The 24,369-nt window shown below is 66.0% G+C and carries 29 protein-coding genes; 3 read left to right on the forward strand and 26 right to left on the reverse strand.

The genetic code is table 11. The annotated features are described in order from the left end of the window. The first annotated feature begins 69 nt into the window (after window positions 1-69). Both ACYX4P_RS00925 and ACYX4P_RS00930 read left to right on the forward strand, forming a co-directional pair. Entirely contained in the window at window positions 70-912 is an 843-nt protein-coding gene (locus ACYX4P_RS00925; RefSeq protein ID WP_183197745.1) for a hypothetical protein, read from the forward strand. A gap of 59 nt (window positions 913-971) precedes the next feature. Continuing rightward, the gene (locus tag ACYX4P_RS00930) at window positions 972-2,258 is read left to right on the forward strand and encodes a hypothetical protein (protein WP_183197743.1); all 1,287 of its coding nucleotides are present in this window, start codon (window positions 972-974) and stop codon (window positions 2,256-2,258) included. 47 nt (window positions 2,259-2,305) lie between these two features. Here the strand turns inward: ACYX4P_RS00930 and ACYX4P_RS00935 are convergent, their stop codons facing one another. From ACYX4P_RS00935 to ACYX4P_RS00975, 9 genes are all read right to left on the reverse strand, one after another. Further along, a complete protein-coding gene (locus ACYX4P_RS00935) occupies window positions 2,306-3,106 on the reverse strand; it encodes a hypothetical protein (protein ID WP_183197741.1) in 801 nt (266 codons plus the stop codon). 107 nt (window positions 3,107-3,213) lie between these two features. Beyond that, window positions 3,214-4,164, reverse strand: coding sequence for an argonaute/piwi family protein (locus ACYX4P_RS00940; protein WP_291537349.1), 951 nt, complete (start codon window positions 4,162-4,164; stop codon window positions 3,214-3,216). 119 nt (window positions 4,165-4,283) lie between these two features. Further along, on the reverse strand, window positions 4,284-4,733 hold the full coding sequence (locus ACYX4P_RS00945; protein ID WP_291537350.1) for a hypothetical protein: 450 nt from the start codon (window positions 4,731-4,733) through the stop codon (window positions 4,284-4,286). Next, complete coding sequence (locus tag ACYX4P_RS00950) at window positions 4,726-6,252, reverse strand: toll/interleukin-1 receptor domain-containing protein (RefSeq protein ID WP_291537351.1); 1,527 nt, start codon at window positions 6,250-6,252, stop codon at window positions 4,726-4,728. Before ACYX4P_RS00950 ends, ACYX4P_RS00945 begins: the two co-directional genes overlap by 8 nt. Before the next feature lie 20 nt (window positions 6,253-6,272). Further along, on the reverse strand, window positions 6,273-7,013 hold the full coding sequence (locus ACYX4P_RS00955) for a hypothetical protein (RefSeq protein ID WP_221205268.1): 741 nt from the start codon (window positions 7,011-7,013) through the stop codon (window positions 6,273-6,275). A gap of 8 nt (window positions 7,014-7,021) precedes the next feature. Beyond that, window positions 7,022-8,032 (reverse strand): hypothetical protein, encoded by a 1,011-nt coding sequence (locus tag ACYX4P_RS00960; protein ID WP_314187576.1) that lies wholly within the window; start codon window positions 8,030-8,032, stop codon window positions 7,022-7,024. A 115-nt stretch (window positions 8,033-8,147) separates the two neighbouring features. Further along, on the reverse strand, window positions 8,148-9,671 hold the full coding sequence (locus ACYX4P_RS00965; RefSeq protein WP_291537354.1) for a hypothetical protein: 1,524 nt from the start codon (window positions 9,669-9,671) through the stop codon (window positions 8,148-8,150). A 111-nt stretch (window positions 9,672-9,782) separates the two neighbouring features. Beyond that, complete coding sequence (locus ACYX4P_RS00970) at window positions 9,783-10,214, reverse strand: hypothetical protein (RefSeq protein WP_183197731.1); 432 nt, start codon at window positions 10,212-10,214, stop codon at window positions 9,783-9,785. A 33-nt stretch (window positions 10,215-10,247) separates the two neighbouring features. Then, complete coding sequence (locus ACYX4P_RS00975) at window positions 10,248-10,772, reverse strand: hypothetical protein (RefSeq protein ID WP_291537355.1); 525 nt, start codon at window positions 10,770-10,772, stop codon at window positions 10,248-10,250. 48 nt (window positions 10,773-10,820) lie between these two features. Between ACYX4P_RS00975 and ACYX4P_RS00980 the strand changes: the two genes are divergently transcribed. After that, window positions 10,821-11,087, forward strand: coding sequence for a DUF7662 domain-containing protein (locus tag ACYX4P_RS00980; protein ID WP_183197728.1), 267 nt, complete (start codon window positions 10,821-10,823; stop codon window positions 11,085-11,087). Here ACYX4P_RS00980 and ACYX4P_RS00985 read toward each other — a convergent pair. The 17 genes from ACYX4P_RS00985 to arsC all read right to left on the reverse strand — a co-directional run bounded on the left by ACYX4P_RS00985 (window position 11,084) and on the right by arsC (window position 24,364). Then, window positions 11,084-11,488 carry a helix-turn-helix transcriptional regulator gene (locus ACYX4P_RS00985; protein WP_291537356.1) on the reverse strand — a complete coding sequence of 135 codons (405 nt, stop codon included), beginning with the start codon at window positions 11,486-11,488 and terminating at the stop codon, window positions 11,084-11,086. The genes ACYX4P_RS00980 and ACYX4P_RS00985 overlap by 4 nt on opposite strands. After that, a complete protein-coding gene (locus tag ACYX4P_RS00990) occupies window positions 11,476-11,682 on the reverse strand; it encodes a hypothetical protein (RefSeq protein WP_476070167.1) in 207 nt (68 codons plus the stop codon). The genes ACYX4P_RS00985 and ACYX4P_RS00990 overlap by 13 nt, the downstream gene beginning before the upstream one ends. Next, the gene (locus ACYX4P_RS00995; protein ID WP_293827608.1) at window positions 11,675-11,956 is read right to left on the reverse strand and encodes a hypothetical protein; all 282 of its coding nucleotides are present in this window, start codon (window positions 11,954-11,956) and stop codon (window positions 11,675-11,677) included. Before ACYX4P_RS00995 ends, ACYX4P_RS00990 begins: the two co-directional genes overlap by 8 nt. Beyond that, complete coding sequence (locus tag ACYX4P_RS01000) at window positions 11,953-12,570, reverse strand: lytic transglycosylase domain-containing protein (protein WP_291537359.1); 618 nt, start codon at window positions 12,568-12,570, stop codon at window positions 11,953-11,955. The genes ACYX4P_RS00995 and ACYX4P_RS01000 overlap by 4 nt, the downstream gene beginning before the upstream one ends. Next, window positions 12,564-13,079, reverse strand: a complete 516-nt coding sequence (locus ACYX4P_RS01005; RefSeq protein WP_291537360.1) for a S26 family signal peptidase — start codon at window positions 13,077-13,079, stop codon at window positions 12,564-12,566. The genes ACYX4P_RS01000 and ACYX4P_RS01005 overlap by 7 nt, the downstream gene beginning before the upstream one ends. After that, window positions 13,076-14,293 (reverse strand): TraB/TrbI/VirB10 family type IV secretion system protein, encoded by a 1,218-nt coding sequence (locus ACYX4P_RS01010; protein ID WP_291537361.1) that lies wholly within the window; start codon window positions 14,291-14,293, stop codon window positions 13,076-13,078. Before ACYX4P_RS01010 ends, ACYX4P_RS01005 begins: the two co-directional genes overlap by 4 nt. Beyond that, window positions 14,290-15,318, reverse strand: coding sequence for a TrbG/VirB9 family P-type conjugative transfer protein (locus tag ACYX4P_RS01015; RefSeq protein WP_291537362.1), 1,029 nt, complete (start codon window positions 15,316-15,318; stop codon window positions 14,290-14,292). Before ACYX4P_RS01015 ends, ACYX4P_RS01010 begins: the two co-directional genes overlap by 4 nt. Further along, window positions 15,297-15,980 (reverse strand): conjugal transfer protein TrbF, encoded by a 684-nt coding sequence (gene trbF / locus ACYX4P_RS01020; protein WP_291537363.1) that lies wholly within the window; start codon window positions 15,978-15,980, stop codon window positions 15,297-15,299. Before trbF ends, ACYX4P_RS01015 begins: the two co-directional genes overlap by 22 nt. A gap of 2 nt (window positions 15,981-15,982) precedes the next feature. Beyond that, window positions 15,983-17,338 (reverse strand): P-type conjugative transfer protein TrbL, encoded by a 1,356-nt coding sequence (gene trbL, locus ACYX4P_RS01025; RefSeq protein WP_291537364.1) that lies wholly within the window; start codon window positions 17,336-17,338, stop codon window positions 15,983-15,985. Window positions 17,339-17,350: 12 nt separating this feature from the next. Beyond that, on the reverse strand, window positions 17,351-18,100 hold the full coding sequence (locus tag ACYX4P_RS01030) for a TrbJ/VirB5 family protein (protein ID WP_291537365.1): 750 nt from the start codon (window positions 18,098-18,100) through the stop codon (window positions 17,351-17,353). Beyond that, window positions 18,051-20,474: a conjugal transfer protein TrbE gene (gene trbE, locus ACYX4P_RS01035; protein WP_314187572.1), complete on the reverse strand. Its 2,424-nt coding sequence runs from the start codon at window positions 20,472-20,474 to the stop codon at window positions 18,051-18,053. The genes ACYX4P_RS01030 and trbE overlap by 50 nt, the downstream gene beginning before the upstream one ends. Before the next feature lie 7 nt (window positions 20,475-20,481). Continuing rightward, the gene (locus tag ACYX4P_RS01040) at window positions 20,482-20,760 is read right to left on the reverse strand and encodes a VirB3 family type IV secretion system protein (protein ID WP_035306146.1); all 279 of its coding nucleotides are present in this window, start codon (window positions 20,758-20,760) and stop codon (window positions 20,482-20,484) included. Further along, complete coding sequence (locus ACYX4P_RS01045) at window positions 20,760-21,080, reverse strand: TrbC/VirB2 family type IV secretion system protein (protein ID WP_248120201.1); 321 nt, start codon at window positions 21,078-21,080, stop codon at window positions 20,760-20,762. Before ACYX4P_RS01045 ends, ACYX4P_RS01040 begins: the two co-directional genes overlap by 1 nt. Before the next feature lie 608 nt (window positions 21,081-21,688). Further along, a complete protein-coding gene (gene arsH, locus ACYX4P_RS01050) occupies window positions 21,689-22,441 on the reverse strand; it encodes an arsenical resistance protein ArsH (protein ID WP_476070168.1) in 753 nt (250 codons plus the stop codon). Continuing rightward, entirely contained in the window at window positions 22,441-22,857 is a 417-nt protein-coding gene (locus ACYX4P_RS01055; protein ID WP_476070169.1) for a GNAT family N-acetyltransferase, read from the reverse strand. The genes arsH and ACYX4P_RS01055 overlap by 1 nt, the downstream gene beginning before the upstream one ends. Further along, complete coding sequence (gene arsB, locus ACYX4P_RS01060; RefSeq protein ID WP_476070170.1) at window positions 22,857-23,942, reverse strand: ACR3 family arsenite efflux transporter; 1,086 nt, start codon at window positions 23,940-23,942, stop codon at window positions 22,857-22,859. Before arsB ends, ACYX4P_RS01055 begins: the two co-directional genes overlap by 1 nt. Then, complete coding sequence (arsC, locus tag ACYX4P_RS01065; protein WP_476070171.1) at window positions 23,939-24,364, reverse strand: arsenate reductase (glutaredoxin); 426 nt, start codon at window positions 24,362-24,364, stop codon at window positions 23,939-23,941. Before arsC ends, arsB begins: the two co-directional genes overlap by 4 nt. Between the last annotated feature and the right edge of the window lie 5 nt (window positions 24,365-24,369).

Consider the following 24,369-nt stretch of genomic DNA (forward strand, 5'->3'; position numbering starts at 1 on the left):
GCGCTCTCTCATGCGGATCGCCTATGCCTTGGGTTAGGTTCGCGAAGCTGGAACGAACGGACCGGAACCATGGTCGAGCAGGAAGAGGCAGACCCTCGCGAGGCGCTGGCCGATGAAGGCCTGCTGTCGCCACAGGTCGAAACTTGGCGACATATCTACATCGACAACTACCGTGACTGGTTCGAGCTCGCGCGCGAGCTGAACCGGTATGCCGTGAGCCTATTCCAGGATCATCAGGACGCCGGCGACGGCGGGCCTGCAAATGCGGCGGCGCCGACCGCCGTCCGCGTCTACGGCCGTGCGCTGAACGCCTACACAGCGAGCATCATGCTTGCCGAGCGCGCCATGACGATAGAGGCCGTGGGAGCGGTGCGCCCCATCCACGAAGCCGGGTTCTGGCTCAGTCTTCTGGCGACCAATCCGGAGAAGGCGCTCGAGGAGCTGGACATCGATCACCACAAGCACGCGGTCGATCGGGAACAGCTCCTCCGGGCGGCCTACCCAGGAAACGCCGAGCTCCATTCCGCGTCGGTGCAAAGAGAAGCGGCTCATGCCGCGCTGCTGGGCAAACGCCGGCCGATCTCCATGAAGGCGTTGGCGGCGAGCCTGCCCGGAGACCCCGGCTACCTCCAGTATCGTCTCGCGAGCGGCTTCTACGGGCATCTCTCGCAAAATAGTCTGGACGCCCTGAAGCTTCGGACGGGAGACAAGGGCGTCCGGCCGATACTGGGACCGTTTGAAACCGAGATTCCCAAGGCGCTTTTCTTCGCGATCGACGCCATGGCGCGCACGACGCGCTATTTTGCAGCGCTGGTGAAGGTGCGAGACGCGAACGACATCCTTTCGGCGCTGCGAACGACGCTTACTGATCTCGGCAAGGCCGACGCCGAGGCCGGGCCCCAAGGCGGCTGACGGCCCCGCGACGTTCCGACAAAACGGTTGCCGAAACGAATCGGCTGCTACGATCCGTCATGGGCAAGAAAATCTCAGACAACCCGACAGCAGCCGAGATGATGCAGGCGGCTGAGGCGGCGCGTCTCATCGCGAGCCTCGGAATCCTGCCGTCGGTTGGCCCTTTGGCAGATGCCGCCAAAGCCCTCGCGGAGGTCGTCGACAAGGCCGGCGTCCTGACTTTGCCCGACCGTTTCAACACTGCCTTCTCGGGCCTGGGTTGGGTCACCTGCGGAAGCATGCCTACCGAGGCGATGGAATCCGCGATCGCGCTCAAGACCGCAGGCAGGACGGACGATGCGGAGCAGTTGCTGGCCGAAATCTTCGATGAGCCGACGCTGAGATTCCTGATCATGCGCTCCCATCGCTTCCACAAGGTGTACGAGCGCAAGCCCCAGCTTGAAGAGGCCAAGGCGCTGTTCCTTGAGGGCCGCTATCTCGCCGCCACACCACTCCTGCTCATGGCCTCGGACGGACTGGCCTATGACGTCGGCGGCTTCAGCGTCTTCTCCGAGCACGCCGATCTCACGGCCTTTGATTCCATCGTCGGTCACCCGACCGGCTTGCCCGCCCTGATCGGTCTCATCAGGGCGCCACGCAGCAAAACGACGGGGGACCCGATCTCAATCCCCTACCGCCACGGCATCCTGCATGGTCGTGATAGCGGCTACGGGAACCGGATCGCCTGCGCCAAGGCCTGGCACCTTTTTCAGGCCTTGGTCGATTGGGCGCAGGAGAAGGCCGAGGAGCCCGGACGGATCGCGGTCCAACGACAGAAGGCCTCACAGTCTTTTGGCGACATTATCGACGAGGCCGTAACCAGCGCAGCGCGTCGAGACGCGGAGAAAAAAGCACTCGACGCCTGGACGGCCCGAGACCTCCCTGGCCTGCCCCATGTTCTGGAACCCGGCTCGCCCGAAGAAGCGCTTCACGACTATCTGGTCGGCTGGGCCAGCGGCAACTTCATGCTGATGTCGAGCCGATCAATCAACCTCGTCGGCAAGAGCGCCGGAAAGCTCGCCTACGAAGCCCGTCGCGACGCGCGCGGGCTTAAGCTGACGGATTTCCGCATCCTACGGTTCGAGGACACGACCCCAAGCAGCTCGCATGCGGAAACGATGCTCACGTTCGAAACCTCCACGGGGCGAAGGGAGATGCAGCTCTCGATCGGGGTCATGCTCGACCTCGGCAAGGACGGCATTCACCTGCGCGGCCCCATGGCGCGGTGGCAAGTCATGGGCCACGCCTTGCAAGAGGCCCGCAGGCGTTTGGGTGAAGCTGGCGACCAAGAATCAGTGATGCCATGACGTGAGATGCCTGGCGCTGGGAAAGACAGCTGGGCGTCGGGGCGCGATCAACCCATGGTAATGCTGGCCCGCTGATCCTGGAGGCGATCGAACGCGTTGCGGATCGCCAGGGAGAGATTGATGCGCAGGCGCGTCACCGCATTGTCGCGGCCATCGAGATAGTCTCGTTCGAGGCGGCGCAACTGGTCGGCGGCCCGCGCATCGCTGAAGACGTCGAGACTGTCGAGTTCCTCATGAACCGCGACGATCTGCGCGGTCGAGCCCCGGCCGACGATGCGGAAGTCGGGGCTCGCGGGCAGTCCGCCGGAGACGGGCGAGAACACCTTGATCGTTTCCCGCCCCTTGTTCTCCGTGGTGACGAAACTGTGGTCTGCGATGTCGATGATGAAATCGCCGGTCAGCGCCGTCGCAGGCTGATACAGGCCCGACCGGTTCCGGAGCCTTTCATGGAGCCAGTAGTCCTGATCCGTATCGATCGGTGCTTCGCCCGGCTCGTCGTCCCACGGCCTGTAGCCCGACTGCGGATTGAGCGGCGCGTGGATATAGGCCCCAAGGTTTGAGGGGAGCTTGCCGTAGCTCAAGTCGAACTGGTCCGCGAAGGCGGCGGCCAACCGGCCGGCGACCAGGAGCTCGAGACCGCTGAGGTGGAGCGCTCCGATCAGCGCGGCGTGCGCCAGCCCGACGCCGTCGTAGACCCGCGCGCCCGCCTTGCCCGAAACGCTGTCCCGCGCTCTTGGCGCGAGTCCCTGATCGTGGAGCAGCGCGAAATTGCGCGGCGTAATATCCACCGCCAACGCCACTTCGCGCGAGGTCAGTAAGTCCTGTGTCGATCTCGAAGGGCGCCCCATGTAAACTCTCACTCTCTGGAAGTTTTAACTTCCACGAAGTGGGTGTTTCCGTCAAGGGCTTGCTCCCACCCCACGTGCGAGGCCAGAGCTGCGGCTGTGCGCAGCGTTCAGATGTAGTGCTTGAAGGGCAAAGGCGGCAGGTTGGCGATTGGCGCGGCGGTCAGGATTTCGCCGACGTCGTCTGCAAACCTCAAGGTCACCGGCGTACCATCTCCGTAGATGCAGGCATTGAAGTTCAACTTGGTGAGACCGAGGACGTCTTGCATGACCTGGGTCAGATCCGCGTCGCCCTTGGTCACTTCGATGGACAGCGGGTTGGGCGCTTCGCGCCCGGGATAGGTCTGGAGATCGGGCACGAAGCCGATGGTCCACAAATAGCCCTTGCGCGGGCTGACCGTCAGAGCCGTTCCGCGCAGGACAGGGCTCCGTCCCTGACGGAAGAGTTTGATCTCGCGCGTCGTCTGAATCCGTACGCCGACGAGCCGTGTGTCAGGTCCCACGGCGCTGGAAAAGCCCCGCCATTCAGCCTCGTTGAAATGCTGCTTGGCGTGAATGAAGAGCTCCTTGGGTGGGCGGCCGTGCTTGGCGATGTAGGCCTCGACCACCAGGCCGGCGATCTCCTTCGCCTTCGCCTCATCGAGGTGAAACTCGGACGTCGTCAGGGAATACCAGGGCCCCACGGCGCCCTTGAACACGACGCCGTCTCCGGATCCGAGAAACATCTGGGCGCCGCAGCAGGCGTTCCCTGGCGATCCGGCGGTATCGGTCTTCTTGAAGACGAGACCGATGTAGCAGACGTCCTCTCTGACACCCGCTAACGCCCAGGGGCGCCCCCCGGCCTTGAAGAAGGCGGTCGTCGACAGGTTCCAGGCGATGTTGGCGGGATCCTGGAGCATCCGCGGCTTGCCGCCGAGCGCATTGACGCCCTCCGGATCGATCGTTGATTCCCGGACGATCTGAAGAACCACCTTCTGATCGAGCAGCCGCGCCTTGAGCTGGTTGTGGAAATCGACCTCGTACCGGTAGGGCTCGGCGGCGGCGTTGTCCTCTGCGAACATCGACGGCGCCTTTACGAAGTTCCGCGCCGTACGGGCGGAGAACCGTTGGCTGGTTCGGGTCCGTTCGGGCAAGGGAACGATCGACTTCGGCCGACAGAAACGGTGTACGTCGTCCGGTATCACGACAAACCAGACCGCCGGAACGCTGTCCTCCTCGCGGAGGAACTTGCGAATGCCTGGTCGAAGAGATCGACGGTCTTGTACACGCGCTCGTGGCCGTCCGGGATCCGGATTGTGCTAGACAAGGCCGCCGCTGAAATCGAGATAGTCGCGACGGGGTTGGCGGGCCATTTGGTCTTGAAGGCTGCTTCGAAGCCCGGAAACGCCAGGTGATGCTGCTCCGCCTTGGCGGCCGGGATATATCCCGTGATCTTGGATACCCACTTCTTGTACCGCGCTATCCCTTCGTCCGTGCCGATGACGCCGACTCTCATTTCAGCGGGTTTGGCCTCGTCGATCATGGGGCCGAAAAGGAACAGACCATCCTTTGGATCGGGCAGCATCTGGCCGTGTCCGAACTGGAGTAGCGGCTCCGTCAGGATCTGCAGGCCCAGGATCGGATCAGTCATCAGCGGACTCCGCCAGGGCCGCGATCTCGAAGGCCTCGTCCGGTTCCACCGGCGCCTCCGGAGGCGTTTCGTCCTCATCGTCCGGGACCACGGCCCGGGATTTTACGGCGGGATCGGCGCAAGAGACCGGCGATTCAAACAGGACTGGCCGCGCATCCACGACCACCTCTGCGAAATCGCCCATCGGCAGCTTCAGATGGCCGTCCTCGTCACCGATCCAAGCCACGTAAGCCAGCATCAGGTCGCGCCATTGTCCGTTCCACCAGTTTCGGCAAAAACCGCGCCGGAGCTTGTGCATCTTCTCCACGCTGTCGAGCGGCGTCTTGCCGTCGTGCGAGAAGATGATGGCCGCCTTCATGACGAAATGGGGCGTGTCCGTCATGACGGGCTTGGCGATGAAGCCGAGGTGCCAATAAACCCCGCGTTTCTGACTACGGCCCACCATGGCCTTGCGCCTGCGTTTGCCGGTGTGATCGACAAAATAGGCGGTGTCCTTTTCGATCAGGTCCTTGGTGAAGAACCATGCGACCGAGTTGTCGGCCATCTCGAACGCGGACAATCCCTTGGCCGCCATGGCGTTGTTCCAGGATTGCCGCAGGAGATTGACGACCATGCGCCGGGCGTCCGCGCGTTTGACGCCGGGCATCGCCGCCGGCATCCCGGCTAACATGTCTTCCAGCGGCAAGGTGTAGCGACGCTCGATGACCTGTTCCGGCAGCGCGAGCTTCAGGTCCACTTCCGTGCCGAACGTCCCCACCAGCCTGAAGTATTTGAACCAGGGGAGACGGGTCTCGGACATGACGCTCGAGACCGCCGTCTCGGCGACGCCGAGCGAGAAGAGGGACACTTGGGGAGGCATCGCGGCAATTGGGAGCCAGTTCGAATAGAGCTGCTCGGGCTCGATCCGGGGCATTTGATCGGCGTCGGACCGTCGGAGGCACCAGGCTGCGACGTCAGCCGGAGCGATTGCGCCCTTCGGCACGCCGTCACGCTCAAGGACCTGAAAGACTCTCGCCAGGGCGGGAGCCCATCCGGCCTTGAAGTCGATGACGTTCTTGCGGGCGATATTGGCTTTGAAGTCGGAAAAGGGGACATCGTCGACCCTGACCGGCAGGAGGAAATTGGCGATCTTGTCGCTGCGCTCCACCGTGACGGCGAGGTGGATTTCGTCTTTCACGCCCTCCTTGTTCAAGGCGGCGGCGGAAACGACGAGGATGAATTTCGCCGTGTGATGGCGAATGGCCTCTTCGATGTCGTCCCAGAACAGCTCCCCGCCGATCAGCTTGGTGACATCCGACCAGACTTCATAGCCTGCGCTGGCGAGTTGAACGCCGAGCCATCGGACGAAATCGTTCTCCTCCGGATTGGCATGGCTGATAAAGACGAGGCGACGGCCGGGTCCGGAGTCCGTTTGAGGCGATGGCGAGGTCACGGATGATGGAATCACTCGGGAACCATAGCGTGATTTCCAATACTCTTCCTGTTTTGTTCCGCCGCGCTGTTTGTTGATCCGTCGCACGCTTCGCCGTCGCGATCTCGCTAGAGGTTGTAGACGGCCTTGAGCCGCGCGACGAGTTGCCCCGCGTCAGGCGGCGTGAGTTTCAGCGCCTTCGGATCGAAGGTTTTGTCCGCCTCGACCGCTTCGACAAAGGCCCGCAGATCGGCGGCGATTCCATCCGGGAGCGCCAGGGTAACCGCCGGCCCCAACAGCTGAAGGAGCTTGAACACATCGTTGCGATGCTTGGTGACATTGCGGCTATCGACCTGCTGGCCGTCCGCCCGGTCGCGCGCCAGGTTGTTGTAGGCGAACGCCTTGAAGGGAATGAGGGTCTGGACGTCGATGACAGGGACGCCGTCTATCTCCGTCGTTCCGTCCTTGAGCAACGCGTAATAGGCGTCGTCGAGCAGCATGGCTGACAGGCTCTCGACCGTCCCGTCCAGCGGTATGGGCGTGAGGCGCGCGCCCTCCGGCACAGTGATGACATCGGGCAACCGCGAGAACAGCTCGATCATCGCCGGATAGATCTTGTCGGAGGGATGGGTGAACCGGAAGAAATCCCTCGCACCGTCGCTGCGTTCGCGGGTCTGGTAGCCGCCGACGTCGATGAAGGCCCAGAAGGATCGGACGAACTCCGGCTTCAGGGCCTCGAGACAGAGGACCAGGTCGAGGTCCTTGGTCGGTCGGAACGGCAGACCGGCGCCGGTCATATGGATTTCGGCCGCCGCCCCGCCGATCAATGTGTACTGATCTTCAAATCCAACGAAGGCCGCCTTGAACACATCAATGCCTACGACCATCCGAAGGGCTCCATGAGGGTGTCGACGGCCTGATCGAGGCGTTCGTCGTGACGGTCCTCCAGGCTGAGATACAGGGAGAGGCGATCCACGACCGGACCATGATGGCAAAGCAGACGGGGATCGTAGGACCAGGTTTCGATGCGGATGGCTTCCGGGTCCCGATCGTCGGCCGGCTGAAGGTCGTGCTGGTAGACCAGCCCCTTCCACTGACGTGCGGAGACCGCCCGGGCTTCATGAACGGGAGGACCGAGGAGGGTGTAATCCGACAAAGCGGATTCCCCGGCCAGCGGCAGCGCCCGGACTTCGGGAAACGGCTTGACCAGGCGACGGGCACGGACGGGCGACTGAAGCAAATCACGCACCGCCCGCCAGAGGTCGTCGCCCTCCTGCTTGAAAGCGATGCGACGCTCCCGGCCGCGAACATCGATGTTGAGGATGTCATGCCGCTGCAGTTCATCGACCACCCGCCCGGTGCTCATGGCGGAATATTGAAACCGCTCGGCCAAGGACTTGGGCGTCTGGCCATCGAGGTCCTCACGAAGCAACGAGGCCAGGACCACGACCTGGGCGGCCGGCGTCAACTGTTCCACGGCCGGCCGGACCTCGGACCGGAAATACTCGCGCAGATCGGCGCCGAGCTCGGGCAGGAACAGCTGATTGCCGGGAACGATGAAGTTGACGCCCTGCTGGATAAGACGCTGGCGGTTGGCCGAGCTCAGGGCGTCGGTCAGGAAGACAACCACGAACGCGTCCGATGTCGAGCGGGCGGTCTGGATATGTTTGGCGATCGTCGCCGGCGTTTCCGCGTCCTGGCCGGGCGTAGCGAGAATGAGCAGCTTTCGTCCGAATAGGCTCGTTTCGGCGAGACGATAGCGACCCGTCAGGAAGAACGGCAGGAGGCGTACGTCGGCGTCTTTGAACGTCAATCGGATGTCGAACAGCTGCGTGACGTAGGCCGCCGCATCTTCGAAAAGACGGCCCAGGCTCCCAAAAGATGTCACGTTCGATAACATTGGACTGCACGATAACACTGGCAATGTTACCATTCAATCTAATGTTATTATTGTTGTCGTGGCGGCGTTTCAGGCACCGGTCCGCGCCTCCAATCCGCTAACGTCAGGCTCGGGGCTCCATTGGAAGAAGGTCCGCATCACGTTCGAGGTCTTCGCGCCTGAGCCGACGCCCCTCCAGGAGCAGCCAGTCGAGTCGTTCCCGGAGTTGATCGTCAGAAAAGCGGGGCGCCCAGGCGAGCGGCGTCAGTTCGATGAGCGCCTCCTCCTGGCCCATCCGGAACTCCCCCGTCAGGGTGGTCAGTTCGATGGTCAGGCTGATGCTCTGGGACCGATGCCGGTTGTAGTCGTCGATCAGCCCCAGATACTCAGAGTTCTCATCTGCGCGCGCTCGCGCAGCCGGGAGGTCGACGTCGTGTTTTCGGTTGGGCGCGATATCGGTCACGAGATCACGAAGATCGGAGACGCTCAGCGCATTCTCCGAATACGAGGCGTCGATCGATCGCAGGTCCGTCACGACCTGGCGGCAGTCCTGACAGATGTACACGACCCGATAGGATCGGAACGCCCCCATCCAGCTCTCGTCCCCGACGCGCCAGAACAAGGCCTGGGGATCGCGCTCGGCCGTGAAAACCATGTGACGATGCAGGCGTCCCGTCCATTTGCCCTTTCCCGAAAGTCGGAGCGCCTCGCTCCGATCGCGCCGGCAGACCTCGCACCGCCAGTCCGGGACGACCCGCCGCCAGGGTGTCTCGACGCCTTGGGAGGTCCTGAAGGCCGCGAGGTCTTCGAGGCTCGGTCTTCGCGAGCCGGTCCGCTTGAGACGGGGCGAAATTCCAAAGCCGTCGTGACGAACCGAGCGCTCCGAAACGATGCCGGGTATCCGATAAAGGCTTTCTGCGTCGTGGCCCTGCTGCGATGCGAGGCGGGGCACGATCGACGTCAGGACGTGTGGGCTCCAGAACTGCGGTGGATTGCCCTGGATGCGATGACCTCCCGCTTTCAGACGCCCCGCAAGGATGTCGAGAAAGGCGAGCCGGTCCGCGACGTCGCTCTCGACCTCGTTCCAGACGTCACGGACCGTCTCATCGTCGATCCCATGCATCCGGTTGGGCTTCACCTGGATGAAGCGCATGATCTCGCGGGGCGAGAAGCTGAAATAGCTGGGGATCAGGTCGCCGAGCCGGCCCTTGGCCTTCCCCTCGGCCGTATTGCAGTCGTTGCAGATCAGGGTGGTGAAGAACCGCATGGTGAGGTCCTTGCAGGCGTCGACGCCGCGCCGAAGGTCCCGGGCTTCCGGGGTCCGGTCCTCGGTGTTCACCAACGAGCCAACCATCTTTTTGGCGTGATCGCGCAGGTGGTCGTGATGCCATTCCAGCTGGCACAGAAGGACACCGTTATCGCTGACCCGCGCGATCTCGGGCTTGCGGCGCTGACAGGCCTTACAGACCCAGTCACGCCGGACCTCGGCCCAGTTGCTGTTCAGATTGAGCTTTTGCGCGCCCAGGCTGAGCATCAGGGCCTTGGTTTGCCGGCTCCAGGCGCCGTCTGCCTGGGGCAGCAGGGACTCAAGGTCCTCGTCGGAAACCGCTCTGAGGTCGGGCATGACGAGAGAGAAGGATGCGGTCATCGAGGAATCCGGATGTTCAGGACGAACTGCCTCGAGTGTGCGCCAGATTCGGACGTCCGCTCGCCTTCAACTCTGGGATTTCCAATTCCGAAGCTCGCGGGTCAGGCGTCGTCAAGCGCGTCCGGCCGGCGCGCCGCCTGACTCCGCCAAGGGCAGCTCCATCGCGTAGCACCAGTAGATCAACAGGGCCTCGGTCAGCGCCTTGTCATCCAGTCCCGAAGGAAAGGTCGTTCCTGCACGCTCGCCAGCGATTTCATTGACCTGGATCACTGAAAGCGCCTGCGTCAGGCGAGAGCCCAACACCCGGCCGGCCTCCGGCGAAACCCGTTTCCAGCGCTTGAGGCGCACGCGATCCTGGATCGCCGCGTCGGCTGCGGGCTCCGATGCCGGTGCATAGGCGACGTCGCGCCAAGGAGCGAAATACTGCGCCTCCGGCCAGAGCAACCGAGACTGGTCGCCCCAAGGGATGACGACCGGCCTGCTCGCTTCCGGCCGCGAAATCGCGTTTTCGCAGAACGTGCTCAGAAGCTCGAACTTGTCCATATCGGTCTCACCAGGCCCTGAAGGACGACGCCGTCATCGCTGTCTGAGGTTCGGCGCCGGAAGGTCGTTGAGCTCACAGATCAGGGCCCGACAGCGATCGAATATGATCGCTGCCAGGTTCGGCGGATAGACGTGCTCGCTCCCGTGGGCGATTTCGTTGCGAATATGGACGAGCAACTGGTGATCGTCGCCCCACTGACTTTTCTGCGGTGGCGACAGAATGTTCCGATCAACCGCATAGCCCAGGCGCCTTGCGAGGCCGGGCATCTTCTTGGCGTCAGCGCCCAGTCGGGTCTTCAGCGCGAACTCGAGACTGGCCAGGGCCTGGCCGGCGGCGACCACCATCAGTTCATAGTCGAGCCAGCCATAGATCAAGGCGTTCAACGCGCGCGCGTAGATCCTGACCACGACGTCCGGCGCGCCCGCAGGTAGCTCCAGATCGGCGACCATGTCGTAGTGGTCGCGGAAGCTCAACGGGCGCAGGCCGTCGACCGGGTCGTCCGTCATCACGATCCGGTATCGGGCGTCAGGCTCCAGGGCCTCCGCGTAGGTTTTCATTCGCGTCTGTCCCTTGGCAATGACGCCGCTGTCCGGTTTTGTGGGTCGATGGGCAAGTATGATCCGCTTCGGGACTATCTTCGCAAGCAGAAGACCGATGAACTCGAGCTCTCCTTCGCCGAAATGGAGCGCAAGATCGGTTATATGCTGCCCAAGAGCGCGAGCCTGCCGCAGTGGTGGGCGAACACGACCGACCCGGCAACAACCCACGTTCAACGCAAGGCCTGGGGCGACGCCGGCTTCGACGCCTTCCTGATCGCCGGCGCCGACCGCGTCCGTTTCAAGCGGGTCCAATCGACCCGGTCCGCCCGCTAGCCTCCGAAGTCGAACGCAGCCTGGTTCTCCGGAACACCAGATTTCCGTTTCCGACGGCTCCTGACGGGCTGATCCGAGCCTGTCGCAGCCTCAGGCGCCGGTGATTGACGAGGCTCTTCCAGGGTTCTCCTGACTGGCTGTTTAACCGGCTCAGGCGCTGCCACTATGGCCCGGGGCTCCGGCAGACGCCTCGGTGTCCTCGCCCGTCGCCACGCCAGAAGCTCGCTCTGCCACCATCCGACCCGGTTTTGCGAGACCTGGACGCAGGCCGGGAAATCTCCGGTCTTCTGCATGCGCCAGACCGTTGTCCGGCTCAGACCGCAGATCACCTTCACCTGCGACCAGGGGAGAATCCGGTCTTCCAAATCGTCGAACGGAGGCGGCTCGCTCACACTGTCCATGACACCGCCTCGTCCGCCCGGCGCTCCAGAACCTCGGCCAGCAATCGGGCGTCTCGCGCTGCATCCACCGGATCTCGAACCTCCCAGGTGCGAAGAACGTCCTTCAGGGCGAAGCTGACCGCCGGGTCGAGCAGCAGGTCTGCCACGCTGGGCGCCCACTCCGTTCTGAACCCTTCCAATCCCGCCTCAGCCATGACGCCGACCCCTGGCCGCGGGCGGGGCAGACGCGCGAAGGTCGCTGACCTGGTTCAAGGCCCAGGCGCGAAGCACGCCACGCGGATAGTAGGGCCTGTGCCGAACGTGGAGACAGGGGGGGCCGTTGCCTCCGGTGGACCACAGCCGGGCGAGGGTCTCCGGCTTCATGCGGATGCCGAACTGCACCAGAAAGGCGGAGGCTTCCTTGCGGGTCAGCAGATCCTCATCGGCGGCGTCAGTCACCGCGGCCACCGGTTCTGTTGCGGGGATCATCGATCAGTCTCCGGCGCACGGCACTCCCGGGAACTGCGGGCGCCCCTCCCGGCCGAGAGCGCGAGGTAGCAGTCAACCGCTGCGGCCACATAGGCTTGCGTCTCCGCTATGTTCGGTATGCGCCCGAGCCGGGCGACGCGATCCGGCCCCGAATTATACGCCGCGAACGCAAGCCGGACGTCCCCGAAACGCAGCAGTTGCCGGGCCAGATAGTCCGCCCCGCCGTTGAGGTTCTCGATCGGATCGAACGGGTTCCTGACCGCGAGATCCGCCGCCGTTCCCGGCATCAACTGCGTCAGGCCACTGGCCCCGACCGGAGACACAGCATCGACCCGGTATGCGGATTCCACGATCACCAGGGCATGGAGCATCTTGGGGTCGATCCCATGCCGCTCGGCGGCGACGGCGATCGCGTCCATGAACGGCTGGGACAGGGGCGGAAGTCGGGGCGTGAGGTCATCGACGCCGGCCACGTCCGACACAGGCTGCGCGGCGGGACGGCGGAACAGGTCGCCGCCGGCGTTGCGCCAGTCGACCGATTGCGCGGAGGCCGAACCCGCCGCCAACGGCAGGGCCAGGGACAGGGCCGCTGTGGCCAGCAACGATCTCACCATGTCAGCGTCTCCCGAAACACCCCCTCCAGATCCCGGAACCGGACGGGGCCAAAATAACGACTGTCGAAGCTTCCCGGCGTGTCGCCGAGCAGGAAGAGCTCGTCCGGAGCCAGCCGACGGCAACCGGTCCAGCCGGGCAGAGCCGCGCCGCGCCGGTCAGAATCCAGAACGGGAGCCACGCGGCCTGGCATTCGAACCGCAGCCCCCTGCCGGCAGACGGGATCGCCGCCGACGGCCGCGACCCGTTTGATCAGCAGGACCTCGTCCGGCATCCCCAGCGCGCCCAGATAGCGCCGGGCGATCGGAGGCTGAGCCAGAGCAACCATTGCCCCCCTCTCCGGCGGCGCGCCGGGCTGTCGCAGATAGAGGCCGCGCGGCACGCTGGGGCTCTCGTTGACCAGGGCCAGGGCGGGCGTCTGATCGACGATCAGGGCGCCCAGGGTGAGGAAGAAGACGGTGACCCCGAGCACGGCCCAGCGGTTTCCGGTATCGAGAGGTGTCCAGGTCATGACCGGTACGGCTCCAAGATCAGGTCGCGGGTGATCATCACGCGGACCGGCGCGCCGGCGCGCAGACGGATCGACGGCCGGACGTCCAGCTCCCGGTCCACGAGCCGCCCCCCGACCTGGGAGCCCTCGATGGCGGCGGCGTCGCCGGCGTCGCCAAGCAGCCCGCCTGAACCCTCGCCACCGCCGTCGCGTGCGATCTGACCGAGGGTGGTGATCGCGCCGGCGAACAGGGTTCCGATCAGGAGGGGGAACAGCCGTCGGTCGACCTGGCCGCGCACGCCCACGGCGCCTTGCGCATCCACGCCAGGCTCACCGGTCAGCACCAAGCTCTTGCCGTTGGGCAGGATCAGCCGGTCCCAGGTCAGGAAGGCGCGTCGGTCGCCATAGGCGCTTTCGCCCTCATGACGGCCGATGAGCCGGGTCCCCTGGGGCAAGACCAGATGGCGGCCGCTGACGGTGTCATAGACATTCTGCGACACCGTCGCGACGACCGGCCCGGCGCGCGCGGTGTCAACCCCGGTCAACAGGACCGCGGGGATAATCGCGCCCGCCTTCAGCTCATAGGGCGACAGCGGCGCCGTCAGGGTGTGGCCATTATAGGTGGCGCCGACGTCCGCAGCGTCCGCACGAGCGCCGACCGTCGCTGGACCCGCCCCGGCATGCGCGGCAGGACCGGCCCCGGTTGACGACCCCTCGAAGAACAAGCCCGATCGCGCCGCCTGTTCGCCCGGACTTGGCCCGGTCGCCCGGGTCGTCCGCGATGGCGCATAACCGGCGCTATAACGGGCCGGCGCGGACGGCGGCGGCGGAACACCAGGCTCAGCCGTCTCGGGCTCGGCCCCATGGCGCGGGTCGGGCAGCCGGTCATAGGTGGCGGGCTGGTCGGTGACCGCTTCGGAGGGTCGAACGGAGCCCCGGGCCTGCTCCTCCCGGCCGTTGACGGCGCGGAGCCGGGCGCTGTCGCGCAGTTCCGGCTGGACGACGAAGGCCCAGGCCAGGGAGCCGGAGACGAGGATCACGCCGCCGATCACGATCGTCTGAACGACAGACTTGCGCAGCCGGGTGACCGGCGGACGCGGCGCCCGCATCGACAAACCAGGCGGCGGCGCCTTGGCCTTGCTGGTAAGGTCGGGTCTGACCTCAGGGCCGACGCCGGACGCTGCCGAGGAAGCGACGTCGTCGGGATCGTGGGCGGGGTCCTGGAACGCGGTCATCGGGCGGCTCCCTGGAGGCGGCGTATACGAACGATCTGGGGGCGACGATCACCGAGCCTGAGCTCGGCGCGATCGAAGACGCGATCGACGATGAACAGACCTCCGGCCTGGCGGTAGTTGACCATCTGGGTCTCGCCGTCGGCAGCGATCACGAAGAGGGCCGGCGCCTCGTCGATTTGCAGATCGGGGTCGAAGGCGATGAAGGTGCGCTGCCCGTCGTTGAAGACCCAAGCCGGCGTCCAGCGCGCCCGGCGCCCTTGCGGCTCTATCCGGTAACGGGCGTCGATCGGTCCCTCGGGCATCGCCACCGGATCCGACACGCGGATATCCGCCGCCTCGACGATCGGCGCCATGGTCGGAGGATCCATCGCCCCGGTGTCCCACGCGATCGCGGCATTGAAGCCTGAGGCGTCACCGCTCTTCAGATCGATGAAATAGACCCGCCGGTTGGTGGTCAGGACCAGGTTGGTCTCGAGTCCCCGTTGCAGCGGCTTGAGGAGGACGTGGGTTCGCTGACCTGCGCCCTCCCCGGACGTGGTCTCGCCGATCTGCCAGCGGACGGTGTCGCCGGCCGCCTTGGAGACCAGGGTCTCGCCGGCTCCCAGGGTCAGGGTGGTGACCCGCAGAGGCGCGGTCCAGACCTCGAACACCCGACCCGGAGACCAGGCGAACACCTGGACCCCGCCGACGAAGGCGTCCGATCGCGAGGCCGCCCGGGCGTCGAGGTTGGCGGCGACGATGGCGCGGCGGCCGGTCATCCCCGTCGCTGGCGCCACGGCCTTCGGCTGCGCCTCATAGGGTGTGCCGACGGGAGCGGCGGGCGCCGGGGTCGCGTCGGCGACCAGCGCCTCATCGACCTGCACTGTCGATTGCGGCAGGGCCCCGGCTTCGGCGATGACGGCAGCCTCGGCCTCCACGACAGGCAGGGGCGACATCGGCGGCCGCCCGGATGTTCGGCCGAACACGGCGCAGCCGGACAGGCTGAGGCCCAGGCCGGCCAGGATCAGGAAGCGTCGGGGGTCCATGATACATCCTCGATTTTCAGTCCAAGGGGGTTCTTCATCAGCTCGGCCTCGGTGCGGGGCGGCTGGGTCGTTGTGGTGATCAGGGCGCGCCAGCGCTCGACGCCGGCCTGCTGGCCGTTGACGAAACGGGTCTCGCGCCATTGCAGATCGTAGGTCCGCTCGGTGCGCCGCACGACGTTGAGCACCTCCACGTTGACGGCCTCGCGCCCGACCTCCGCGAACGGGTCGTGGGTCTGGGCCCAGGCGTTGAGGAAGCTCGCCGCCTTGGGCGTCATCAGGTCGTAGGCCCGAAGCCAGTTCTGCCGGATCACGATCGGGTCGATCGACTTGGAGCGGACGTCACGCAACCAGCCGGCCAGCGCGTGGCCGATCTGGGCCTCGGTCGGTTCGTAGCGGCCGCCGATCGCCGTGATCCTCTGGGTCTGTCCGAGATCGGAGACCTCGACCACGAAGGGTTTGACGACGGCCCTGTCGGCCTGGACCCACCAACCCGCGCCAAGGAAACCGGCGAGGACGAGATTGGCCACCGCGATACGGCGCCAGTTCCGGGCATGGGCCAGGGACAGCCCCATCCGGTCGTCCCAGATCTGGCCGGCGCGCTGATAGGGGGTCGTCTCGGGCGCGGAGGCCAGGGCGCGTTTGGGACGAAAGAAGGGGTGCATGGTCAGGACTCCTCGGTTCTCAGATTGGGAGACAGGACGCCGCTGGTCTCACCGGCAGGCATGAGGCCGCGCCCGGCGTTGGCGACGAAGAAGGCTTGAAGCGCCTGGGCGCGCGCCGGCGGCTTCAACCCGCCGGACGCGGGCGAACCTGCGGCCGCCCGATGGAAATCGGATTTGGCGACCTGAGCCTCCGCGGCGATCTTCTCGGCCGGTCGGCCCGGACGCGCCCCGCCGCCAGCGCCGTCGTTGGCCGCGCCGCCGGATTCCGACGCTTCGCTGGAGGGAAATGTCGGCGCGGCGGACATCGCCCCGCCCGACGGTCGGCGCGGACCCGACGGCGAGGGATTGTCATTGGAGGGTTTGGGAGGTGTGGATGGCGGAGGCGACATCGGCGGGGTCGGAGACCGGCCGCCGCCAGCGCCGGCCGCCGCCCGGGCCGGCCCCGCCATCTTCGCCGCGCCGCCTGCGACCGCCGTGCCCGCACCCGCGATCCCGGCTCCGGCCAGGGCGGCGCTGCCGCCGACGGCGATTCCGGCCGTGATGGCGGCGCCGGCTCCCAGGGCGGGTCCGCCCGTCACCAGGGCCGAGGCCAGATTGGGGATGAACATCGCCAGCATGGCCAGAAGGATCGCGGCGACGAGGATGCTCAACGCCTCGTAGATATCGGGATTGGCCGAGGGCTGGAGCTGGTCGAAGACGGTCCGAGCCCCGGAGATGACGATGGCAAGGGCCAGCACCTTGAGGCCCGACGAGACGACGTATCCCAGGGGCCGTTCGGCCAGGAAGGCGGACTTGTTCCAGATCCCGAAGGGCAGAAGGATAAAGCCGCCCAGGGTGACGATCTTGAACTCCAGCAGGGCTACTATGATCTGCAGGGCCAACACGGCGAAGGCCAGCATGATGCCGATCATGGCCAGGCCCAGGATCAGGGCGTCGGCCATGTTGCCGACCACGTCGAGCGGATTGTCGACGGGCGCGGGGGTCTCGCCGAGCGCCTTCACGATTTCCCAACCCTGGGCCAGGATGGCTCCGGGATTGAGGAAGTCGGCCCGGCTGAGCGATCCGCCGCCGGCCGTCAGCCCCAGTTCGATGAAGCCGGCGTAGATCGTCTCGGACAGCTGTTGCCAGTCGTTGATCAGCCAGGCGAAGGCCCCGATCAGCAGCACCTTTCCAAAGCCGGAGGCCAGGACTTCGCGATTGGACGACATCGCCCACTGGATACCGGTCAGGGCGACGACCAGGACGATCAGGAGCCCGAAGACGCCGTTGACCGCGCCCTGCAGGGCGTCGAATCCGGCCGATATGGTGTTGGAGAACACCATCATCAGCTCATTGGGGGTTTCCACTCCGACCGACATCGCTTGCGCTCCTCAGTCCCGCGCGTGCGACAGGGGATCGAAGGTCGGTGCGGCGGGCGTTCCGGCCGAGCCCGCCCAGCGGCGGCGACGGGCCTCGTCCCCCGAGGCCTGGGTTGCGGCGTCGCGCGCCGTCGCCTCGGCCAGAAGCCGGGACTGGGCCAGCATGATGGTGCGCAAAGCCGCCAGATCCTCGGCGAGGACAGCCAGCATCTGGTTCGACGACTGGATCGCGGCGGTCTGGCCTGAAGCGGCCTCGCTGGCCGAGAGGGCGCCCGTCAGCCGCTGATTGCGGCCCTGACCCAGACGTTCGAGCTCGGCCGCCGTGCGGGCCACATCCTCGGCCGTGCGCCGGGCGTTGGCGGTCCGGGCCTGCCCCTGTTCCAGAAGCCGCAGCATGTCTGAGCCGGACAGGTCATCGGGATAGAGGCTCTCGAACTGCTGCTCCAGGCCGCTGACCGAACTGGCGATCCCGCGCGCCGTGCGGGCCAGTTCGGCCATGTCGCGCAACGACTGGCTGTTGCCGGTCAGGTGGCTGTAAGGCGAGGCCGCAAGGCTCCTGGCCTCGTTGGCCAGGCTCTCCAGCTGACGCGCCGCCTGAAGCGCATTTTCGATGTGGTTGCGGGGGTCAAAGACGACCTGTTGTGCCGGCGCCGGAGTCGCGGTCGCCAGCAGGCTGACGGCGACGAGGCCGGCGGCCAGGATCTGGACCGGCCTATTCGGCCGCGAGCGGTCGGGCGAAGGCGTCGAAAACAGCATCAACATTGTGCACTCCCTTGGCTGTGAGAAATTCCCGCGCGAATCCGGCCTCTCCGGAGGCGGCGAGGATTGCGTCGATGAGGGTCTGGTCTTCCGGCGCGCTGGCCCCGCATAGGGCGAGGGCCACGCCGGTCAGGCGCAGATCGAACAGGCGTCGGCCGCGCGGCTGGCGCCAGTAATAGGCCCGCTTGGGCGTGGCGAAGGCGATCAGCTCGAGCTGGCGCCGGTTCAGGCCGAACCCCTGATAGAGGCGGGCCGAAGACGGTTCGAGCGCGCGGGGGTTGGGCAGGAAGACCTGGGTCGGACAGCTCTCGATCAGACTGGTCGCGATCGGCGAGGCGGCCACGTCGTCCAGGCTCTGGGTCGCGAACACGACGGCCACCCGCTTTTTACGCAGTGTCTTGAGCCACTCCCGGATCTTGGCCGCGAAAGCCGTCTCGCCGAGAAACAGCCAGGCCTCGTCGAGCACCAGCAATGTGGGCCGGCCGTCAAAGCTGCGCTCAAGGTGATGGAAGAGTGCCGAGAGAACCGGGGCCACGGCCGAAGGCGTGGCCATCAGAGATTCTAACTCGAAGGTGTCGAAGCGGCTGGGAACGAGCGCCTCGCCCTCGCCATCCAGCAGGGCGCCGTGCGGACCTTTGAGCGTCAGAGGCTCCAACGCGGCCGCGACGGCCTTGTCCTGAACCAAGGCGCAGAAGACCGTCAGGGTGCGCTGCGACACGGGGGCATCCGCCAGGGCCGCGAGCGCCGCCCAGATTTCCTCCCGGATCCTTGGCACAGGCTCCAGTCCCGCGAGCCGGACGGTCTCTACGATCCATTCCGACGCCCAGGCCCGTTCGATCTCCTGGTCGATGCCCGCCAGGGGCTGCAGCGAGAACCGCGCGCCGGGCTCCAGCGCGCGCCAGCAACCGCCGGCGGCGAGTGTCGCGGCCCGCGCCGATCGGCCCTTGTCGAAGAACACCACCCGCGCTTCGGGGTAGCGGAACCACTGCAGGGCCAGGAAGGACAGGAGCGCGCTCTTGCCCGAGCCCGTGGGTCCGACGACCATGGCATGGCCGACGTCGCCGACATGGAGCACGAGACGGAAGGGGGTCGACCCTGTCGTCCGGGCCGTCGCCAACGGTGGGCCGTTTAAGTTCAGGTCCAGGGACGGGCCGGCCCAGACCGCCGACACCGGCAGCAGATCGGCCAAGTTCAGGGTCGAGACGAGCGGTCGGCGGACGTCGGCATAGGGCTCCCCCGGCAGGGAGCCAAGCCAGGCCTCCACGGCATTGAGATCCTCTATGCGAGCCAGCAGCCCCTGAGCGTTCAACGCAGCCTCGATGGCCCGCGCCTTGGCGGCGGCGCCGGCCTCCGTCGCGTCAAGCACGGTCACCGTCAGGGTCAGATAGCCGAAGGCGCAGGCCTCGGCCCCCAGGGCGGCCAGGGCGCCGTCGCACTCTTCGGTCTTGGAGGCCGCGTCGGTATCGAGGAGCGGCACCTCCTCCTTGGTGATCGCTTCACGCAGGAGAACAGCAACGCCCTTGCGCTTGGCGAACCAGCGCTTCCTCAGCTTGACGATCTCGCGCTCGGCTTCCGGCTTGTCGAGACCGATCCAGCGGGCCGTCCAGCGGTAGGGAAACGGCAGGGCGCCGAGCGCATCGAGCAAGCCGGGCCGGGTGACCGAGGGCAGGCCGCGCACCGACACGACCTTAAGCCAGCGGTCGCCGAGGCGTGGGGCGATCCCGCCCGAGAGGTCGGCGTCCGCCAGCCAGGCGTCCAGATACATGGGCGAATCCGGCGCGGCGACGGTGAAGGTTTTGGGCGAGACACAGTCGTGCAGCCAGGTCAGCAGCGCCGTGTCATCGAGCGGATCGACCTCAGGCAGGGCGTCCGACAGGAGGTCGAGTGTGGTCGCCGCCTCCCGGGTGAAGACCGCTAGGGCCTGGCGCCAGTCCGCGCCGCCCTTGCCCAGGCCGTCGAACAGCCAGCGCTCCATTCTCCGCGTCTCGTCGGCCGGCGGCAGCCAAGTCATGGCCAGCCGAAAATCCGTCTCGAAGGCGGGGTCGCCCGCTTCGAACCGGCTTCGGCGCTCCTCATCGAGAAGCCAGGCGACATCCAAGTCGAACGCGCTCTCCGGATAGGGGGCGGCCTCGCGGCGGCGCGCCTCCATATGCAAGCACCAGCCCGTCCCGAGACGCTTCAGCGCATTGTTCAGACGCGCCCGGACCGCCATCAGCTCGTCCTCGGTCGAGGATTCCAGGTCCGGTCCCCGGAACCGGAAGCCGGTCGTGAACGAGCCGTCCTTGTTGAGGATCACACCCGGCGCGACCAGGGCGGCCCAAGGCAGATGGTCGGCCAGAGCCGCCGGGCGTCTGCGATGTTCTTCGAGAAAGCGCATCGGCCCCTCACGCGTCCAGATGGCCAGGCAGGGCGAGGTGGCGCCGAAGCACATCGAAGAACCGGCGGTCCGCCCTGGCCGCCCACAAGCCGATCGCGTGGGCGACGGCCCACCACAGAAGGCCGAGCCACCAGATCCGCAGGGCCAGGCCGAGCACCACCGCGATCGTCCCCATGGCGATGGCGTAGTCCCGAGGCATTCCGGCCATGAGGACCGGCTCGGTCAAAGCCTGTGCGACCGGAAGATCCCAGCCCTCCGGTCGGCCGTCTTGGAGGGAGCCGGCCATCATCCGATCTCCGCCCCGCCGGCGAAGCCGAAGAAGTCGAGGAAGAAGGTCGAGGCCGCGAAGGCGATGCAGAGGCCGAACATGATGCCCAGACCGCGCCGCATCGAGGATCCGTTCTCGCTCATCGCGATCCCGGCGCCGAAGACGACTACGGCTACGACCGCTGCGGCCTGGACCACGGGTCCTGTGATGGACTGGACCACCTGCTGGAGCGGCCCTTCCCAGGGCATCCCTGAACCTCCGGCCAGGGCCGGCCCGGCCACCATCAGGCCACACGTCATCATTGCGCCGAACAGGCGGCGCCCAAGTCTTCCACGCATGTCTTGCTTCCTGTGTTCAGCGCGTCTCAGCGCGATGCACCACATTGCAAGCAAATATATCCACAGGTTGTCAACTCTGTGGATCGATTATTTTACGCGACTTACAGACGACTGTCGTACAACTCGCCACGACTCAAAACATGACTTGCGAAGACTTGTCGTTCGAAAGTCACCCCGACTTAGATTGCGACTTTCCACGACTTGCGTTTCGTGCCCGACAGCGCTCGTTGCCAAACGACGCCGCCTCAATTTCAGGTGAAGGATTGGCCTCAAGCCAAGACGCTGATTGCGTAGCTGTCGTCGCCCAAGGGCTCGACACCGAGCACAGCCTGAACCTTCCGTTCGGTGGCGGTCCGCCAGATGTGGACATCCATCGATCCGTGGATGATCGAGCGGCGAGGTGTCCTGTAGAGAAATCTGGATGACTGCCTCTCCCAATTACCCTTTCGCGGTGAGCCAGCGGCAGCTTGATTCGAGAGGTCTGAGACGCGGCTGAGGCCTGAAATGCGCGCCACAAGCAAATATTCGGGTGACCGCGCAAATTTGACGTTGCACTCGGACGGGGGGGGCCGGCGCTTAACTTTCCGGTATCAAACGCCCCGCCCCCTTCAGAGGGTTGCTATAGCGATTGCGGAGAGATCCGAGGTGATCTCGACCGGAACCCCGGCGGCCTTCCGTTCGGAATAGCGGTCCACCAGCTGGACGGCGTGGGGCCGGACCAGAATGGTGAAGCGCACCAGCTCCTCCATCACATCGACGATCCGCTCATAGTAGGCCGAGGTCATCATTCGGCCGGCCTCGTCGAACTCCTGGAAGGCCTTGGCCACGCTCGACTGGTTGGGGATGGTGACCATCCGCATCCAGCGGCCCAGAAGGCGCAGGGTGTTGACGGCGTTGAAGCTCTGGGACCCGCCCGACACCTGCATGACGGCGAGCGTCCGTCCCTGGGTCGGGCGCATGCCGCCCAGGCTGAGCGGCAGGTGATCGATCTGCAGCTTCATGACTCCGGAGACCTGGCCGTGCCGTTCCGGACTGCACCAGACCATGCCCTCCGACCAGAAGGCATGCTCGCGCAGTTCGCGCACCGCCGGGTGGTCGTCGTCGCCGGGCCCGCCCGGCAGGGGAAGGTCAGAGGGGTCGAAGATGCGGGTTTCGCATCCCATTCGCTGCAGCAGGCGGGCCGCTTCCTCGACGCAGAGCCGCGAATATGACCGCTCGCGCAGCGATCCGTACAGGAGAAGGATACGCGGCGCCGGCTCGGTCGGGCCCAGTCCACGGGCGGGATCGGCGGACAGATAGGCCGCGTCCAGAGCCGGCAGATGATCCGGGTCCGGCAACGAACGCAGGCGAGCGAAGGTCATCAGAGGTCCTTGGTCAGATAGTCGGCCGACGCCGGGCAGATGTTCGCGAACTCGCGGGTTCGACGGATCGCATCGGGCGCAGACGCCCGATCGGCGACGAAGAAGCCGCGCCGGGTGAAGAAGGGCTCCGCCGTCGTGGTGAGGAGGTGAAGCCGTTCTCCGCCCAGATCGCTCGCCACAACCTCGACAGCAGCCAGGATGCGGCTCCCGATCCCCTGCGCATTCAGGTGGGCGAGCACGACCAGAGAGCGCAGCAAGAGATCCCCCCCTTCCCCTTCTAGGCCGACATATCCGGCGACGCCGCCGTGTTCGTGGGCGATGAAGTAGCGGCCGTCGCCGGGCTCGGGCAAACCCGTGCCGCACAGAGCCGCGATCAGGCCGACGTCATCCGCGTCCAGGAGATGCAGGACGACCATCAGACGGGGTCCGCCGGCGGGGCCGTATCCGAGAACCAGCGTCGGCCCATCCACAGCGCGACGGACACCAGCAGGATCAGCACCGGCACCTCGACCAGGGGACCGATGACGGCCGCGAAGGCGACGGGCGAGGTCAGGCCGAAGGCCGCGATGGCCACCGCGATGGCCAGCTCGAAATTGTTCGAGGCCGCGGTGAAGGCCAGGGCGGTGGTGCGCGGATAGTCGGCCTCGATCAGCTTGCCCATGAGGAAGCTGACCACGAACATGACGAGGAAGTAGATCGTGAGGGGAATGGCGATACGCAGGGCGTCCAGCGGCAGGGCCACCACCTCCCCGCCCTTTAGGCTGAACATGACCACGATGGTGAACAGCAGGGCGATCAGGGTGATCGGTCCGATGCGCGGCAGGAAGCGCCGCTCGTACCAGTCGGCGCCGCGGCAGGCGATCAGGCTGCGGCGGGTCAGGAAGCCAGCCAGGAAGGGAAGACCGAGGTAGACGAGCACGGCGCCGGCGATGGTCCAGACGCTGACATCCACCACGCTGCCCTGCAGGCCGAACAGAGGCGGCAGGACCGTGAGGAAGATCCAGGCGTAGAGGCTGAAGAACAGGATCTGAAAGATCGAGTTGAAGGCGACGAGGCCGGCGACATACTGGTTGTCGCCCCGCGCCAGCTGGTTCCAGACCAGCACCATGGCAATGCAGCGCGCCAGGCCGATCAGGATGACGCCGGTCATGTATTCCGGCTGATCGCGCAGGAAGATCACCGCCAGCGCGAACATCAGCACTGGGCCCAGCACCCAGTTCTGGAACAGGGACAGGGCCAGCACCCGCTTGTCGGCGAAGACGCGCGGCAGTTCCTCGTACCGGACCCTGGCCAGCGGCGGGTACATCATCAGGATCAGACCGATGGCGATCGGGATGTTGGTCGTGCCGATCGAGAGGCTATCGACCCAGGTGGGCAGGCCCGGAGCCAGCGTCCCCAAAGCCACGCCGAGACCCATGGCCACGAAGATCCACAGCGTCAGCCAGCGGTCGAGGAAGGACAGGCGACGCGGCGACGTGGTCGTCACGGGGGTGTCGATCATCGCTTCACCCGCTGGCCGGCGGCGTCGATGACGACCTCGCCGTCCTCCTTGGTGAAGGGCTTGAGATCGTCGGCGGGCAGAAGGTCCAGAACGGCCTCGGACGGTCGGCACAGCCCCACACCGAGCGGACTGACGACGATCGGGCGATTGAGCAGGATCGGAAGGGCTTCGATCGCATCGAGCAACTGATCGTCCGTCAGGCCCGGGTCCCCGAGGCCCAGTTCGGCGAAGGGCGTGCCCTTCTCGCGCAACAGATCGCGCAGCGGTTTGCCGGTCCGTTCGGCCAGCCAGGCGACCATGGCCCGCGACGGCGGCGTCTTCAGATATTCGACAACGTGCGGCTCAATCCCGACGTGGCGGATCAGCTCAAGCGCGTTGCGCGACGTCCCGCAGGCGGGGTTGTGATAGATGACGATGTCCACGGGAT

This window comes from Brevundimonas sp. ABV4_179, from assembly GCF_056311945.1.